The organism is Nocardia sp. NPDC050697 (assembly GCF_040654395.1).
Taxonomy (GTDB): domain Bacteria; phylum Actinomycetota; class Actinomycetes; order Mycobacteriales; family Mycobacteriaceae; genus Nocardia.
Window position 1 is genome coordinate 322,616 of record NZ_JBFAHY010000008.1, and the last position, 14,962, is coordinate 337,577.

A 14,962-nucleotide genomic window follows, 5' to 3' on the forward strand; every position below is an offset into this window, starting at 1 on the left:
GACACGCGGGGCCGCCGAAAGCGATGTTGCGCGCCGAGGTGCCGGGGAGATAGATCGGTAGGACCAGGCGCGCGACCCGGAGAGGGGGGTGGAGTGACGGAAGTGCTGCAGAAGGGCGACACCTTCGCCGGCTACACCGTGCGGCGGGTGCTCGGGTTCGGCGGGATGGGCACGGTCTACCTGGCCAGGCACCCGCGGCTGCCCCGGCTCACCGCGCTCAAGCTGCTCGGCCGCGACCTCTACTCGGACACCGAGATCCGCAAGCGCTTCGAGCGCGAGGCGGATCTGGTGGCCCAGCTGGACCATCCCAATATCGTCACCGTCTACGACCGCGGCGCCGAGGACGATCAGCTCTGGATCTCCATGCAGTTCGTCGCCGGCGCCGACGCCTCCTGCGTCGACGTCGGCGTGCTGCCGCCCGCGCGGGCCGTGCGGATCATCGCCGACACCGCGGCCGCGCTGGACTTCGCGCACGTCAACGGGGTGCTGCACCGGGATGTGAAGCCGGCGAACATCCTGCTCGCCAAGGCGCCGATCGGGCAGCCGGAGCGGGTGCTGCTCACCGACTTCGGCATCGCCAGCGTGCGCGACGCCGACACCACGCTCGGCTCCGCCGGGTCGATCACCGCGACCCTCGCCTACGCCGCGCCGGAGCACCTGGCCGGGGACTCGCTCGACCACCGGGGAGATCAGTACTCGCTGGCCTGCACGCTGTTCTGGATGCTGACCGGCTCCGCGCCCTATCCGGGGGCGAACCCGGCCGCGGTGATCAACGGGCACCTGAACCTGCCGGTGCCGTCGGCGCGCACCGCGCGGCCGGATCTCTCCCCCGCCTTCGACGCGGTGATCATGCGGGCGCTGGCCAAGGAGCCGGGCGAGCGGTTCGACAGCTGCGCGGCGTTCGCGGCGGCGGCCAAGGCCGCGCTGGACGGGCCGCGCAGCGGGCCGCACCGGTCGATACAGCCGCAGGGCGGGCCGCCGACCGGCTACCCGGGGGCGCCGCCCTACCCGACCGGGCAGCCGTACCCCACCGCGCGGCCCGGGTACCCCACCTCGCAGCCGCGGCCGAACCCGCAGTGGCCGTATCCGGGCGCGCAGCAGCGGCCGCCCTATCCGCAGCAGCCGGCGCCGCAGCCCAATCCGCAGCGGCCGTATCCGGGGCCGCCCCGGCCCGGCAACCGGCCCCAGCAGGGGCCGTACCCCGGGCCGTCCTGGGGGCAGCCCCGCCCGGCGTCCGGCCCGAACCAGGGGCCGGGGCCGGGGCCGAACTACAGCCCCCAGCCGCCCTCCGGCGCCCACGCCCACCCCGGCCCCTTCGGGCCCACGGGCTACCCCGGTGCCCCCGCGCGCCCCGGGCCCCCGGGCGGGAGCCCCGGCTCCGGCACGCACGCACGCCCTCCCGCCCCCGGCGGGGGTTCTGGGGCGCCACGGGGTATCAACCCGGGCACCCCGCCGACCAACAACTCCGGGCCGCCGGGCGTCCAGCCACCGTCCGGCGCACACGCTCGTCCCGGTGCGCTCGGCGCCCAGCCGCCATCCGGCACCCATGCCCGTCCGGGTGCGCCAGGCACCCCGGCGCCGGGCGGGTCCCCCAGCCCGAACTCGGGCAACCCCGGCCAGCGCTCCGGCGCGCACCCGGTTGCGGGCCGTACGCCGAACCCGGGCGAGCACGAGCCGGTGCGCCCGGAGGACCCCACCGTCATCCCGGCACCACCCCCGCCCGCCGGCCCGGCGCCGCCGCGGCGCGGGCGCCCGGCGGCGATCGATCCGCCCGGCGGCCGGGTGCGTCCCGGCGGCGCCGGACCGGCGGGCGAAACCCCCGCGGGAGCGGGCTGAGATGCACCCCGGATCCCGCACCCGGCGCGGTTCGCCGAAGGCCGGGCGGCCGCGCGACTACTGCTATGGTTTCGATGTTTCCGCGCGCGGGCCGAGCCCGATCGCGCGTTCTCGTGCTGTACGCCTGTGCGCCGGTGGGTCCCGGTCCGCGGCGGGAGATGGAGCAGACAATGCTGGCCAACGGTGAGGTGTTCGCCGGCTACGTCATCGAACGGCAGCTCGGCCGCGGTGGCATGGGGTCGGTCTACCTGGCGAAGCATCCGCGGCTGCCGCGGATGACCGCGCTGAAGTTGCTGAACCGCGAGATGTTCTTCGACAAGGAGGTGCGGGCGCGGTTCGAGCGGGAGGCGGATCTGGTCGCCCGGCTGGACCACCCCAACATCGTCACGGTGTACGACCGCGGCATCGAGGAAGAGCAGCTCTGGATCTCCATGCAGTACATCGACGGCATCGATGCCGCCTCGGTGGACCCGCAGACGCTGCCCCCTGAGCGCGCGGTGCAGATCATCAAGGAGACCGCCGACGCGCTGGACTACGCGCACGGCATGGGCGTGCTGCACCGCGACGTGAAGCCGGCCAATATCCTGCTGGCCCGCTCCGGCGCGGGCCGCGGCGAGCGGGTGTACCTGACCGACTTCGGCATCGCCCGGCTCCGCGACGACACCGGCCACCTCACCCAGACCGGCACCTTCACCGCCACCCTGGCCTACGCCTCGCCGGAGCAGCTCACCGGCGCCACCCTCGACCACCGCTCCGACCAGTACTCGCTGGCCTGCACGCTGTTCTGGCTCTTCACCGGGAGCGGGCCGTTCGCGGCGACCAACCCGGCGCAGGTGATCCAGGGCCACCTGCAGTCCGCCCCGCCCGCGCTGAGCAGTGCCCGCCCCGGGCTCCCCTACGGCCTGGACGCCGTGCTGGCCAGGGCCATGGCCAAGCGGCCCGACGACCGCTTCGAATCCTGCTCCGCCTTCGCCGCCGCCGCGCAGCACGCGCTGAGCAACCCGAGCTCGCCGTCGCTGCCGCTGGCCGGTGGGCCGATCCCGAACCCGTCGAGCACCGGGCCGCGCCCGCTCACCGGGAACCAGTACACCGGCACCCCGATGACCGGCGCGCCGTACCCGACGCAGCACAACCCGTACTCCAGCGGCGCCGCCCCGCTCACCGCGGGCCCCACCATGGCGCCGCCGCTCACCGCGCAGAACCCGCAGCAGAGCAACCCCTACGTGCACCAGCAGCCGACCGGCTACGTCCCGACCCCGCCGCCACCGCCGCCGAACACCTTCGGGCAGTACGGCGCGGCGCAGCAGCAACCGCCGCGGAAGAACAACAGCACGCTCATCGTCGGCATCATCGTCGGCGTCGTGGTGCTGCTCGCGGCGGTGATCGGCATCGGCGTCGTCGCCAGCCAGAGCTCGTCGGACAATGGCGGCAGCAGCACGACCAGCGCCGCCGCCGGGCCGAAGATCACGCCGTCCGCGGACGCGATCTCCAAGGAGTTCCCGCGCATGGTGCCCGCCACCAGCGACGAGGAGACCGGCTACAACAACGCCACCTGCTGGGAGACCGACACCAGCTACACCCCGAGCCCGAACGACGGCGACCCGGATTTCGGCTCCTGGGCCTGGCAGTGGCGCTGCTACGGCGGCGGCGACAGCGACGATCCCTTCTACCGGATCTACGCCTACAACTCGGCCGCCGATGTGCAGTCGGTGGTGTCGAACCTGCCGACGAACACCAAGTCGACCGATACCAACGGCGGCAAGCAGTACACGAACTACAAGTACAGCGACAATGGGAACAAGATCATCACGGTGTTCAGCGGCGATCCCGACCGGAGCCAGTTCCTCATGTTCACCGATGGCTACGGCACGCCGGAGGAGGTGCTCAGCTGGTGGCGTTCGGCGCCGCTGAACTGATGCCATGCTGAGAACCGGTGAGGTATTCGCCGGGTACACCATCGAACGTCTGCTCGGCCGGGGCGGAATGGGTTCGGTGTACCTGGCCAGGCACCCGAGGCTGCCCCGGCTGACCGCGATGAAGCTGTTGAACCGGGAGCTCTTCGCGGACGCGGAGATCAGGGCCCGCTTCGAGCGCGAAGCCGATCTGGTGGCCCGGCTCGACCATTCCGGGATCGTGCCGGTGTACGACCGCGGGGTCGAGGACGAGCAGCTCTGGATCTCCATGCGCTACGTCGACGGGGTGGACGCGTCGTCGCTGGAGCCCGGCTCGCTGTCGCCGGCCCGCGCGGTGCGGATCGTCGCCGAGACGGCGGCGGCGCTGGACTACGCGCACGGCCGGGGTGTGCTGCACCGGGACGTCAAACCGGCGAACATCATGATCGAGCGGGTGAGCGACGGCGCCGAGGAGCGCGTCTTCCTCACCGACTTCGGGATCGCCCGGCTGCGCGACGACACCGGGCACCTGACCAGGACCGGCACCTTCACCGCCACGCTCGCCTACGCCTCGCCGGAGCAGCTCTCCGGTGCCGCGCTGGACCACCGCTCCGATCAGTACTCGTTGGCGGTGACGCTCTTCCGGCTGCTCACCGGCACGGTGCCGTTCGAGGCGAGCAATCCGGTCGCGGTGATCCACGGGCACCTCAACGACCCGCCGCCGCCGGTCAGCAGGTTGCGCCCCGGGCTGCCCGCCGCGCTCGACGCGGTGCTGCTGCGGGCCCTGGCGAAGCACCCCGGTGATCGCTTCGCGAACTGCGCCGAGTTCGCGGGCGCCGCGCGGGACGCGCTCGCCGGAGTCGCGAGCGGGCCGCACGCCGTCCCCGCGCCGGGAACCGGCAACGTGCCGCCCATGGCATCAGGATTCCCGGGCGGTCCGCCCGGAGCCGGGTACGGGATGCCCGGCGGTTCCGGTTACGGGACACCGGCGAGCGGGTACGGCAGCGCGGGCGGTCCACACGGCATGCCTGCGGGCGGATATGGCGTCGCGGACAGTCAATACGGCACGCCGGCGGGTGGCTACGGCAGCGCGGGCAGCCAATACGGCACGCCTGCGGGCGGGTACGGAGTCGCGGGCAGCGGCGAGTACCGCGCGCCCGACGGCGGTGGTCACGGGACGCCCGGCGGCCCGTCCACCCCTGCCCACCGGATGCACGCGGGACCGTATTCCGCTCCCGGCCACCCGATCCAGCACACCCCCGGCTACGCCGGACACGGCGGCCCCTTCCACGGCACCACGGGCAGCAAGCCCCCCGGCCGCTACCGCGGGCTCGCGGGCGCGGGCGTCGGCGCCCTGCTGGCCGCCGCCCTGGTCGCGGGCATCGCCTTCTTCGGCGCCGACCGCGGCTCGGACACCCCGGCCGCCGCCGCGACCCGAACCACCCAGCCGGCCCCCACCGGCGAACAGCCACAGGACATCACGGACGAGACCACCACCCGCCGCCTCACGACCACCACCACCGCGGAGAGCGACGAACCAGCCATGATCGAGGGCCTTGCCGCACTGCACGACAGCTTTCCGCGCATGGTCCCCGATGCCGACGAGGACGACATCGTCTTCTCCGACCCGGGCTGGAACGGCGCGACCTGCTTCGGCAAGGACCGCGCCGGCGGCTCGGGGCTGGACGCGACCGGGCCGGAATTCGGTGCCTGGACCGCCGTCTGGTACTGCTTCGGCGGCCAGAACAAGGCCAACTACGAGTTCTACGCCTACGCGAACCCGGCGGAGGCCGCCGCGGCCGTCGCGGCGCTGCCGCCGGGCTCGAAGCAGAGCGACACCAATGGCGGGCAGCCCTACAGCAATATCGTGCTCGACGACTTCTCGTCGCTGCGGCCGCGCATGGTGACGGAGTTCTCCGGCGACCCGAAGCGGTCCCGGTTCCTGATGCACAGCATCGGGTTCATCGCCACGCGTGCGGAATTCATGGACTGGTGGACCACCGCGCCATTGCGGTGATCGTTCAGGCTTCCGCTTCCCGGACGGCGCTGTCCGAGCGCAGCTTGAGCAGGATCAGCCCGGCCGTGCAGGCCAGGATGAGGCCGGCGACGGTGATCTCGACATGCAGTCCAGCGATGCCGAGTACCGCGCCGACGAGGCCGCCGACGAAGAACAGCCAGCCGAATCCACGCGCGAGCGTGGTGGCGAGGGTGCGTTCGCGGGTGGCCGTCGCGGAGGGCGGCACCGATTCCCCGGTGCCCGCCGTGCCGTCCGGATCGGCGGCTGCCGATTCGGTCGCGATGGATGTGGATTCGCCTGCGGCGGAGTCCGGTACCGCGGATATCGCGGTGACCGATTCGGCGCCGTTGGACGAGGCATCCAGCGGAATGGCCGAGTAAGCTCCCATCATCTACTCCTCGTTGACGCCGATCAGAGAACAATCCGACGCCGGAAGTCGCTGTGCGCGACGACCGTTCACGTCTCTCATGTGGTTACAGGCGTCTCACGCGTAACTTCGATCACGCTACGACCACACTCGGCTGTTCTACTACGACACGTGCCTTCGACACGCCGCCGATACCATTTCGATATCTGAAATGCTAGCTTTTACTTTTGTGTGTCCTCACCAGGGGTGCTGTTGCTCACCTGGCTCCGCCCACCGGGCTCGTTTAAGGTGAGGCCACCCGATTCCCCCACAGGAGCGTCACCGATGGAGAGCAGCAGAGCCCGGATCGCCGGTCCCGCCGTGGCCGCCGGCGCGGTCTCGGTGGGGCTGGTGCTGATCGGCATGTTCGGCATCGATCGCGAGGACACCTACGTCGCTCCGCCGCCGCTGAAGTCGGATCCGTACGCGGGCGCACCGGTGCGCGACGACGACGGCGAGTCCGGGAGCAGCGTCCCGCGGATCACCATCCCGCCCTCGCCCAGCTGGCAGATCGCCCCCGCCGGGCCGCCGCGCCGCCCGTTCGGGTACACGCTCGTCGTCGACCCCTCCGCCGACCCGTCCGGCGACCCGTCGGCCACCGAGTCCGCGACCAGGACGCCGACCACCCGCTCCCGCGAGGCGGAGCCGACGACCACCACCCGCACCCGCACGCTCACCCTGGAGCCGAGCAGCACGGCCGCCGAGGAGCAGCCGTCCTCGGAGCTGGTCGAGAACGAGCAATACGGCACCGAGGACGCGGAGTGATCAACGCCACGTGACGCCAACGGGCGGCGGGCCGGGTGGCCCGCCGCCCGCGCAGGGACGACGCTCTAGAGCTCGACCAGCGTGTACTCGCCCACCCGGTCGCCGAGCACCCGCAGGTGCTCCAGCGCGCCGCCGAGCGTCCGCTCGATGGCGGTGAGCCGCGCGACGTAGTGGCTCACCGGGTACTCGGTGGTGACGCCGATGCCGCCGTGCATCTGCACCGCCTCCTGCCCGATGTGCCGGGCCGAGCGGGCGATCCGCAGCCGCGCCCGCGACGCGATCACCGCGTCCTCCGCGCCGTCGGCCAGCGCGGCGGTCAGGTACAGGCTCATGCTGCGGGCCAGCTCCAGCGAGACGTACATGTTCGCGGCGCGCTGGGTCAGCGTCTGGAACTTCGACAGCGTGACCCCGAACTGCTTCCTGGTCCGCAGGTACTCGCTCGTCAGCCGCAGCGCCTCCTCCATCGCGCCGATGGCCTCGGCGCTCAGCGCGGCGTGCGCCCGCAGCTCGGCGGCCGCGATGGCCGCGCTCGCGTCGGTCGCGGTGCCGAGCAGCTCGGCCGGGGCATTGTCGAGCACCAGCTGGGCGCCGCGGCGCTCGTCGACGGTGCGGTACGGGGTGCGGGTCACGCCCTCGCCCGCCGGGTCGACCAGGAACAGCCCGATACCGCCCGCCGGCAGCGCCGCGCTGACCACGACCCGGTCCGCGATATCGCCGTGCGGCACCGGGTTCTTGGTGCCGGAGAGGCGGTAGCCGTCGCCGTCCGCGGTGGCCGCGGTGCCGATCTCGGTGTCCGGCCAGCGCGAGCCGGGCTCGCCGTGCGCGAAGGCGAGCAGCAGGCTGCCCGCCGCCACCTCGGGCAGGATCGCCTGCCGCTGCTCGGCGGTGCCGGCCAGGGTGATCAGCGCGCCGGGCACGATCACCGCGTCCAGCAGCGGCTCGGGGGCGAGCCTGCGGCCCACCTCCTCGAGCACCAGCATGGCCTCGACCGGCCCGGCCTCGACGCCGCCGTCCTCCTCGGTGAAGGTCAGCCCGAGCACGCCGAGCTCGGCCAGCCTGCTCCAGACGTCGCGGCTCCAGCCGAGCTCGGTCTCCACGACCTTCAGCCGGGACTCCGCGGTGTAGTTCTTGGCGAGCAGATCGCGCACGGTGTCGCGGAGCAGCGCCTGCTCTTCGGTGAGTTCGAAATCCATGGCTCGCCCCTCACAGTCCGAGGATCGTGGAGGCGATGATGGTGCGCTGCACCTCGCTGGAGCCTCCGTAGATGGTGGTCTTGCGGTAGTTCAGGTAGGCGGGGCCGCTGCGCTGCGCCCACTCGGGCGAGGCGATATCGGTGGCGCCGACCGGCAGCCCGTCCGGGCCGGCGACGTCGAGCAGCAGCTCGGTGACCTCCTGCTGCAGCTCCGAGCCGCGCAACTTGAGCACCGAGGAGGCCGGGTTCGGCTTGCCCTCCTCGGTCTGCGAGACCACGCGCAGCTGGGTCAGCTCCAGCGCGAGCAGCTCGTTCTCCAGCTCGGCGATCCGCGCGGCGAAGACCGGGTCGGTGAGCAGCGTGCCCGAGCCCGACCTGGTCTTGGACGCGTACTCCTTGGCCACCGCGAGCTTGACCTTGCTGCGGCCGACGCCGGTGATGCCGGTGCGCTCGTTGCCGAGCAGGAACTTGGCGTAGGTCCAGCCCTGGTTCTCCGCGCCGACCAGCTGGTCGGCGGGGACCCGGACGTTCTCGAAGAACACCTCGTTCACCTCGTGGCCGCCGTCGATCAGCTTGATCGGGCGGATGGTGACGCCGGGGCTCTTGACGTCGAAGAGCAGGAACGAGATGCCCGCCTGCTTCTTCGGCGCGCCGGGGTCGGTGCGGACGAGGCAGAAGATCCAGTCGGCGTGCTGGGCCAGGGTGGTCCAGATCTTCTGGCCGTTGACGATGTAGGAGTCGCCGTCGCGCACCGCGGTGGTGCGCAGCGAGGCGAGGTCGGAGCCGGCGTCCGGCTCGGAGAAGCCCTGGCACCACCAGATGTCGAGCGCGGCGGTCGGCGGCAGGAAGCGCTCCTTGATCTCCTGCGAGCCGAACTGCGCGATCACCGGGCCGACCATCTGCGCGTTGAAGGTGAGCGGCTCGGGGACCGAGGCCAGCTGCATCTCGTCCTGCCAGATGTGCCGCTGCATCGGGGTCCAGTCCTTGCCACCCCACTCGACGGGCCAGTTCGGCACCGCGAGGCCGTTGTCGTTCAGCAGCTTGTGCGTGGTCACGACGTCCTCGCGGGAGACCTCCCGGCCGTACTTGACCCGCTCGCGGATCTCCTCGGGGATCTGCGTCCGGTAGAACGCGCGCAGTTCGTCGCGGAAGGCAACCTCATCGGAGGACAGGGATATTTTCATACAAGGCTCCCGTTGTGTCTCGTTTCATCCGACTCGAACCCTACCCCCCGGTAATACACCGAGTCGATTGGATCACACGAGGTGCGGGCGATATCGCCGATTGCGGCCCGGAAGCGGCCCGGTGCGAACCCGGCCCACCTGGTACGTTGCTGGCGAACAGGGAGCCGCATCGAGGAGTGTTCGAGTGAAGCGCAAGTCCACCGCACGGATCGCCGCGACGGCGGCATCGCTCGGCCTGTCGCTCACCCTGGCCGCGGCGCTGGCCGGCGGCGCGGGCGCCGACACCGAGTCGACGGTGCGCGACCGGATCGCCGAGCTCACCGCCGCGGCGGGCGACGACGCGAGCGCCGCGGCGGGCGTCGGCGCGCTGCGCGACTACACCGAGCTGGTCGACGTGGCCGCGCTGCGCGATATCGCGGCCAACTTCACCCCGTTCGCCTACGCCGCGCCGACCTTCGGCTGCGGCAGCAACGGCCCGATCACCACGATCATCGCGGCCGGCGTCACCAACGGCACCCAGGCCGGCTCGGCCGGCGCCGACCTGCACCCCGGCCAGCTGCGGTTCACCGCCTCGCCCGCGCACTCGGGCGCGCCGCTCGCCTCCGGGCTCGTCGTCGCCTGGGTGAATGTGAACACCGGCGTCAGCGGGATGGATCCGCTGGACGACCGCACCGACCTGAACCTGCCCACGCTCTCCAAGACGGTGAACAGCGGTCCGGGCACGGTGCTCGCCTCGATGTGGGGAATCATCGACTACCCCGGCGCACACTGCGTGATGACGCCGACGGTCGGCACCTTCGTCGTGCCGGACGTGCCCGCTCCCCCCGCGCCCGCCCCGGCCCCGCAGCCGGTGCCGCCGCCGCCCGCCCCCGAGCCGGCGCCCGGCGCTCCGCTGCCGGAGCTCCCGGTCATCCCGCTGCCGACCTTCTGACCGAGGCTACTCGCCCGGTGTGATCCGCAGGATCGAGCCGCCCTCGGTGCTCGCCAGCAGCGTGCCCGGGCGGGCCGGGTCGGCGGCGAGCGCGGTCAGCGGCTGGGTGCCGAGCACCGCGCAGGCGGCGCCGGACGCCGGATCGATGCGGACCAGCCTGCCGGTGAGCGTGGCCGCGTACAGCGCGCCGCCGTGCCACACCAGGTCGTCCACGAAGTCGGGGAGCCCGCCATTCGTGAGCTCGGCGACGACGGTGTGCGCGGCCGGGTCGGCGAGCGGGGCACGGGAGACCCGGCCGAGGGCGTCGCCGTTGCTGGTCAGGTAGGCGGTGTCGCCGTCGACGGCGATGCCGTTGGCGGCCGGGGCGTCGATCGCCCACTCCGGGTCGAGCGTGCCGTCGGCCCGCAGCCGGACGACGCCGTTCGCGGTGGCGAGGTAGAGCCGCCCGTCCGGGCCGAAATCGGCGCCGTTGGGCATGGTCAGCCCGGCGACGACGACCTCGGGGACCGGGTCGGCGGCGGCCGGGTCGAGCCGGAGCACGCCGCCGCGGTCGCCCGCGGTCGGGGCGTCACCGAACACCACGTAGAGCAGGCCGTCCGGGCCGAGCCGCGGCGCGCCCGGGTACTCGACCGAGATGGTCGCGGTGAGCGCGCCGGTGGCGTCGTAGCGCTGCAGCTGCTGCCGCCAGAGCCGGGCGACCCACAGGTTCCCGGCGGCATCGACGGTCAGGTTCTCCGACCAGTCAAGCACCGGAACCCCCGCGGGCACCGCCACCTCCACCCGGGCCTGCGGGCAGCCCGGCGCCGCCTGCGCGGCGGGGACGGCCGGGGCGGCGGCCACCAGTACCGCGGCGAACAGGGGAAGCCGGACGGCGGTGCGGAACTTCACGAAGTGACCTCGGCTCGGGAGGGCCGGGCGGATTCGGTCCCCGGCGGCGCGGGCATGATCGTCGCATGCCCTACCTCACCGGCGCACGCGGCAGGCTGCACTACCGGCGCCGTCCGCTGGACGCGCCGCGCGCGGTGCTGGTGCTGCTGCCCGGCAGCGGCCAGCACAGCGGGCACTACCACCGGTTCGCCGCGCTGCTCGGCCGGGCGGAGATCGAAGCGTGGCTCTTCGACACCGCCGGGCAGGGGCTGAGCGAGGGTGATCCGGCGGCGCCCGGCACGCTCGCCGAGCTCACCGCCGACGCCGCGGCGCTGCTCGGGGCGGTGCGCGCCGAGCGGCCGGCGGAACCGCTTGTGCTGATGGGGCATTCGCTCGGCGCGGCGACCGCGCTCGGGCTGCTCGCCGGTGCCGCGCCCGCGCTGGACGGGCTGGTGCTCTGCGGCACGCCGCCGCGCGCGATCACCGGAGCGCCGCCGCCCGGATTGCCCGTTCTCGCCGTGCACGGCGTCGATGACCGGCGGACGCCGATCGATCCGGTCCGGGGCTGGACTGCGGGCCACGAGTCGGTACATTTGTGCGAGTACTCCGATGCCGGCCACGATCTGCTGCACGAGCCGGTACACGCGAAGGTCGGCGCGGACATCGCGGCGTGGGTACGGGATGTGGCGGAGGGGCGGCCGCATCCGGATCGATGACGGACGGCGCCGGCGCGACCGCGGCGCCCCGGGAAGGGGGCCGGCGAATGCGTTCCGGAATGGATGTCCTGCGCACGGCGGTGGACGACGGCGAGCTCTGGATCGACGGGGTCCTGGTCGCCGACGGCGCGCCGGAGCGCTGTGCGCAGCGCTACGAGCAGCTGGCCGATCGGGTGGACGAGCAGATCGCGGCGCTCGCCGCGGCGGGCACGCTGCCCGGCTTCGGCGGCCTCGCCTCCGGCGCGGCGCTGCGCGCGGGGTTCGAGGGCAAGGCCGAGGGCGCGGTCACCGCGCTCCGCGAATACGCCGCGGCCGCACGGGAACTCGCGAGCACGCTGCGCGCGGCGGGCGCGGCCTACGCCGCGGCCGATGCGACCGCGGCGCAGCGACTGGCGGTGCACCATGCGTGAGCTGCCCCGATCGGCCCAGCGCGGGGAGCACCTGCGCACCGACCCCGACTACGCGACCCGGGTCGAGACCTTCGACAACCTCTCGCACCGGGAGCTGCACGCCGCGGTGAGCCTGCTCGACCCGGCCGCGCTGAACGCGGGCGGCCAGCTCTGGCGCGGGTCCGCCGCCGGAGTGGCCGCCGCCGTCGAGGCCGCGGGCGCGGAGGTACGCGCCGCCATGGCCGACGGGTGGCGCGGGCCCGCCGCCGCGAACGCCGCTGCCGCGGTCGCGGCGTTCGAGCAGCGCGGGCGGGCGCTGGCCGAGGTCATGGGCGTCGTCGGCGAGCGGCTGGGCCGGGCCGGTGACGCCGCCGAGACGGTGCGCGCCGGGGTCGGGGCGCCCGCGGGCGGCGAGCCGGATCTGGCGGCTGCGCTGCTGGATCCGGGGAGCGCGGCGGCCAATGTGGCGGCGCAGAAGGCGGCGGAGACCGCCAGGCTCGACGTCGTCCGGGTGATGGAGGACGTCTACGCCGGCGCCTTCCTGCCCACCGGCAACGGGGTTCCGGCCTTCCCGGAGTTCGACGTGCCCGGCGGCGTCGGCGCGGTGTCGTCCGCCGAGGCCGAGGTGGGTGGCGTTACCGGTGGTGCGGTCGGGGCCGCGCCCGGCGCAACGCCGGTCGCGCTCGCCACCGATACCGGGGACGACAACGCCGACGCCGATACCGCTGCGGCGCCGGAGGAATCGGCGACGCCGGAGGCGGACCCCGCCGGCCCGGCGGAATCGGCCGGAAGCGAGTCCGTCCCCGGCCCCGTCGCCACGCAGGCGGCGGGCACCGCACCGGCGGGCACCATCCCCGCCTCGTTCACCGGGACCCCGCTGCCGCACACCGCCGTTCCGCACACCGCCGCCCCGCATCTCGCGGGCAGCACCGCGCCGGTCTCCACGACCGCGCCCGGCGTCATCCCGCCGACCGTGCCGGCCGACGATCGGAAGAAGCAGCAGGAGGAGCGGCGCACCGCGAAACCGCGCGAGTCCAACGGCACCGAGGCGGTCACCGGGCTCGGCGCGGGTGCCATGGGCGGGCTGCTCGGCGGCGCGCTGGCGGCGTCGGAGACGACCAGGCCCGGTCACGGCATCAGCGCGCACCTGCCGCCCCGGCCGCCCGCCGACGACCCCGACGACGACCTGCACTTTCCGGACGAGGAGCTCACCTACCTCGAGCCCGGCGACGACAACGGCAGGCTCATCGGCTCGCTCGAGCCGACCACGCCCCCGGTGCTCGGGGAGTGGTCCGAGCGCGAGTGAGGCGCACGCTGACGCCGGACCAGTTCGCGCTGGCCTGGAGCCGGACCGACGGGGACCGCATCCCGTACCCGCTCGCGGTGCGGCTCTCCGCCGCCGACAACGTGCAGCGCACCGCGCAGCTCCCCGCCCTGCACCGCTGGTGCGACGAGCACCTCGACGCCGACCTGGAGGCGGCGCTGCGCGTCCTCGCCCGCCCGGCCCTGCGCGCCGAGGTCTTCGGCTACGGACTCGCCGCGACGGCGGCCGGCCGTAGCGCCGAGGGAGTGGAACAGCGACCACGCGACCTCGATTCCGGACTCGGGCCGCCGATCCGGGTGCTCGGAGCCGTCGCCGGCGACATCGCGGTCGTCGCCGCGCAGGCACCGGGCTCCGCACCGGATCGCGGCGGCGACATCCGGATCTCGGTCGGCTCGGCCCGCACCTTCGCCGCGCGGGTGATCACCCCGCTCCCCCGCAACGGCGCGGGCACGCTGCCCCCGCTCACCGCCCCGCTGGCCCGAGTCACCGAGGACAGCCGGGACCTGGTGACCATGCCGGTCTCCGGCCCCTCGGTCCCCGCTCGCATCCGCCGACTGCTGCGCGCCCCGCGCGAGGGCATCGGCCAGATCGTGGTCTCGGTGCGCCGCGACGCCGGCGCGCTGGCTCCGTTCGGCGTGCTGTGCTGGATCGACGTCGCCGGCGACGGCCGCTACACGGTGCGCACCGGCGCCGAGGTGGAGATCACCCCGGTCACCGCGGAGAGCTTCGCCGGCCGGCTGCGCCCCATGCTCACCGCCGCGGGCCGGGTCACCCCGCGCGCGCTGTGGTGATCACCGCGCCCGCAGCACCGCGGTGACCTCCGCGTCGGCGAGCTGGTGGAAATCCTCGTAGGCGGTACCGACCCCGCCCAGGCTCTCCGGCACCAGCGGGCACACCACGTCGTCCGCCTCGGCGGCCGCCCGGCGCAGCGCCTCCGGCGACGAGACCGGCACCGCGACCAGCACCAGCGCGGGCTGCTGGCGGCGCAGCACCCGGCAGGCCGCCACCATGGTGGCCCCGGTCGCCATGCCGTCGTCCACCAGCACCACCACCCGGCCCGCCCGCGGCACGGCGGCCGCACCGGCCCGCCAGGTGGCCCTGCGCCGCTCCAGCTCGGCCCGCTCGGCCACCTCGACCCCGGCCAGCGCGACCTCGGTGAGCCCGGTGTGCGCGAGCACGTCGGCATTCAGCACCCGGGCGCCGTCCTCGCCGATCGCCCCCGCCGCCAGCTCCGGCTGCCAGGGCACCCCGAGCTTGCGCACCAGCAGGATGTCCAGCGCGCCCCCGACCACCTCCCGGACACCGGCCGCCACCGGCACGCCGCCGCGCGGCAGCCCGAGCAGCAGCGGACCGGGGGCTCCCGCCGCCGCGACGAGGCCCCACTCGGCCAGTTCGCTCCCGAGCACTCGACCGGCCGACGTCCGATCGGTGTAGATCATCGCC

The 14,962-nt window shown here is 73.9% G+C and carries 14 protein-coding genes; 9 read left to right on the forward strand and 5 right to left on the reverse strand.

Features of this window, described 5'->3' with window-relative positions:
• Positions 1–93: 93 nt before the first annotated feature.
• From AB0H71_RS26740 to AB0H71_RS26750, 3 genes are all read left to right on the forward strand, one after another.
• Positions 94–1,836, forward strand: a complete 1,743-nt coding sequence (locus AB0H71_RS26740; protein WP_357026216.1) for a protein kinase — start codon at positions 94–96, stop codon at positions 1,834–1,836.
• A 170-nt stretch (positions 1,837–2,006) separates the two neighbouring features.
• Positions 2,007–3,752, forward strand: coding sequence for a serine/threonine-protein kinase (locus tag AB0H71_RS26745; RefSeq protein WP_357026217.1), 1,746 nt, complete (start codon positions 2,007–2,009; stop codon positions 3,750–3,752).
• Between the two features lie 4 nt (positions 3,753–3,756).
• Positions 3,757–5,745 carry a serine/threonine-protein kinase gene (locus tag AB0H71_RS26750; protein ID WP_357026219.1) on the forward strand — a complete coding sequence of 663 codons (1,989 nt, stop codon included), beginning with the start codon at positions 3,757–3,759 and terminating at the stop codon, positions 5,743–5,745.
• A gap of 4 nt (positions 5,746–5,749) precedes the next feature.
• Here AB0H71_RS26750 and AB0H71_RS26755 read toward each other — a convergent pair whose 3' ends face one another.
• On the reverse strand, positions 5,750–6,136 hold the full coding sequence (locus tag AB0H71_RS26755; protein ID WP_357026221.1) for a hypothetical protein: 387 nt from the start codon (positions 6,134–6,136) through the stop codon (positions 5,750–5,752).
• A gap of 300 nt (positions 6,137–6,436) precedes the next feature.
• Here AB0H71_RS26755 and AB0H71_RS26760 point away from each other — a divergent pair, with 300 nt between their 5' ends.
• Entirely contained in the window at positions 6,437–6,916 is a 480-nt protein-coding gene (locus AB0H71_RS26760) for a hypothetical protein (RefSeq protein WP_357026222.1), read from the forward strand.
• 65 nt (positions 6,917–6,981) lie between these two features.
• On the opposite strand, the gene AB0H71_RS26765 is transcribed toward AB0H71_RS26760, so the two are convergent.
• Positions 6,982–8,109 carry an acyl-CoA dehydrogenase gene (locus AB0H71_RS26765; RefSeq protein WP_357026224.1) on the reverse strand — a complete coding sequence of 376 codons (1,128 nt, stop codon included), beginning with the start codon at positions 8,107–8,109 and terminating at the stop codon, positions 6,982–6,984.
• Positions 8,110–8,119: 10 nt separating this feature from the next.
• Positions 8,120–9,292, reverse strand: a complete 1,173-nt coding sequence (locus AB0H71_RS26770) for an acyl-CoA dehydrogenase family protein (RefSeq protein WP_357026226.1) — start codon at positions 9,290–9,292, stop codon at positions 8,120–8,122.
• A gap of 184 nt (positions 9,293–9,476) precedes the next feature.
• On the opposite strand from AB0H71_RS26770, the gene AB0H71_RS26775 reads away from it, so the two are divergent.
• Positions 9,477–10,223: a hypothetical protein gene (locus AB0H71_RS26775; protein WP_357026228.1), complete on the forward strand. Its 747-nt coding sequence runs from the start codon at positions 9,477–9,479 to the stop codon at positions 10,221–10,223.
• A 6-nt stretch (positions 10,224–10,229) separates the two neighbouring features.
• Here AB0H71_RS26775 and AB0H71_RS26780 read toward each other — a convergent pair whose 3' ends face one another.
• Positions 10,230–11,111, reverse strand: a complete 882-nt coding sequence (locus tag AB0H71_RS26780) for a hypothetical protein (RefSeq protein WP_357026230.1) — start codon at positions 11,109–11,111, stop codon at positions 10,230–10,232.
• Between the two features lie 65 nt (positions 11,112–11,176).
• Here AB0H71_RS26780 and AB0H71_RS26785 point away from each other — a divergent pair, with 65 nt between their 5' ends.
• The 4 genes from AB0H71_RS26785 to AB0H71_RS26800 are packed head-to-tail and all read left to right on the forward strand — an operon-like array spanning position 11,177 to position 14,310.
• Complete coding sequence (locus AB0H71_RS26785; protein ID WP_357026232.1) at positions 11,177–11,806, forward strand: alpha/beta fold hydrolase; 630 nt, start codon at positions 11,177–11,179, stop codon at positions 11,804–11,806.
• A gap of 47 nt (positions 11,807–11,853) precedes the next feature.
• On the forward strand, positions 11,854–12,216 hold the full coding sequence (locus AB0H71_RS26790; RefSeq protein WP_357026234.1) for a hypothetical protein: 363 nt from the start codon (positions 11,854–11,856) through the stop codon (positions 12,214–12,216).
• Positions 12,209–13,501 (forward strand): hypothetical protein, encoded by a 1,293-nt coding sequence (locus tag AB0H71_RS26795; RefSeq protein WP_357026236.1) that lies wholly within the window; start codon positions 12,209–12,211, stop codon positions 13,499–13,501. Before AB0H71_RS26790 ends, AB0H71_RS26795 begins: the two co-directional genes overlap by 8 nt.
• Complete coding sequence (locus AB0H71_RS26800) at positions 13,498–14,310, forward strand: ESX secretion-associated protein EspG (RefSeq protein ID WP_357026238.1); 813 nt, start codon at positions 13,498–13,500, stop codon at positions 14,308–14,310. The genes AB0H71_RS26795 and AB0H71_RS26800 overlap by 4 nt, the downstream gene beginning before the upstream one ends.
• On the opposite strand, the gene AB0H71_RS26805 is transcribed toward AB0H71_RS26800, so the two are convergent.
• On the reverse strand, positions 14,311–14,958 hold the full coding sequence (locus AB0H71_RS26805) for a phosphoribosyltransferase family protein (RefSeq protein ID WP_357026240.1): 648 nt from the start codon (positions 14,956–14,958) through the stop codon (positions 14,311–14,313).
• Positions 14,959–14,962 lie beyond the last annotated feature (4 nt).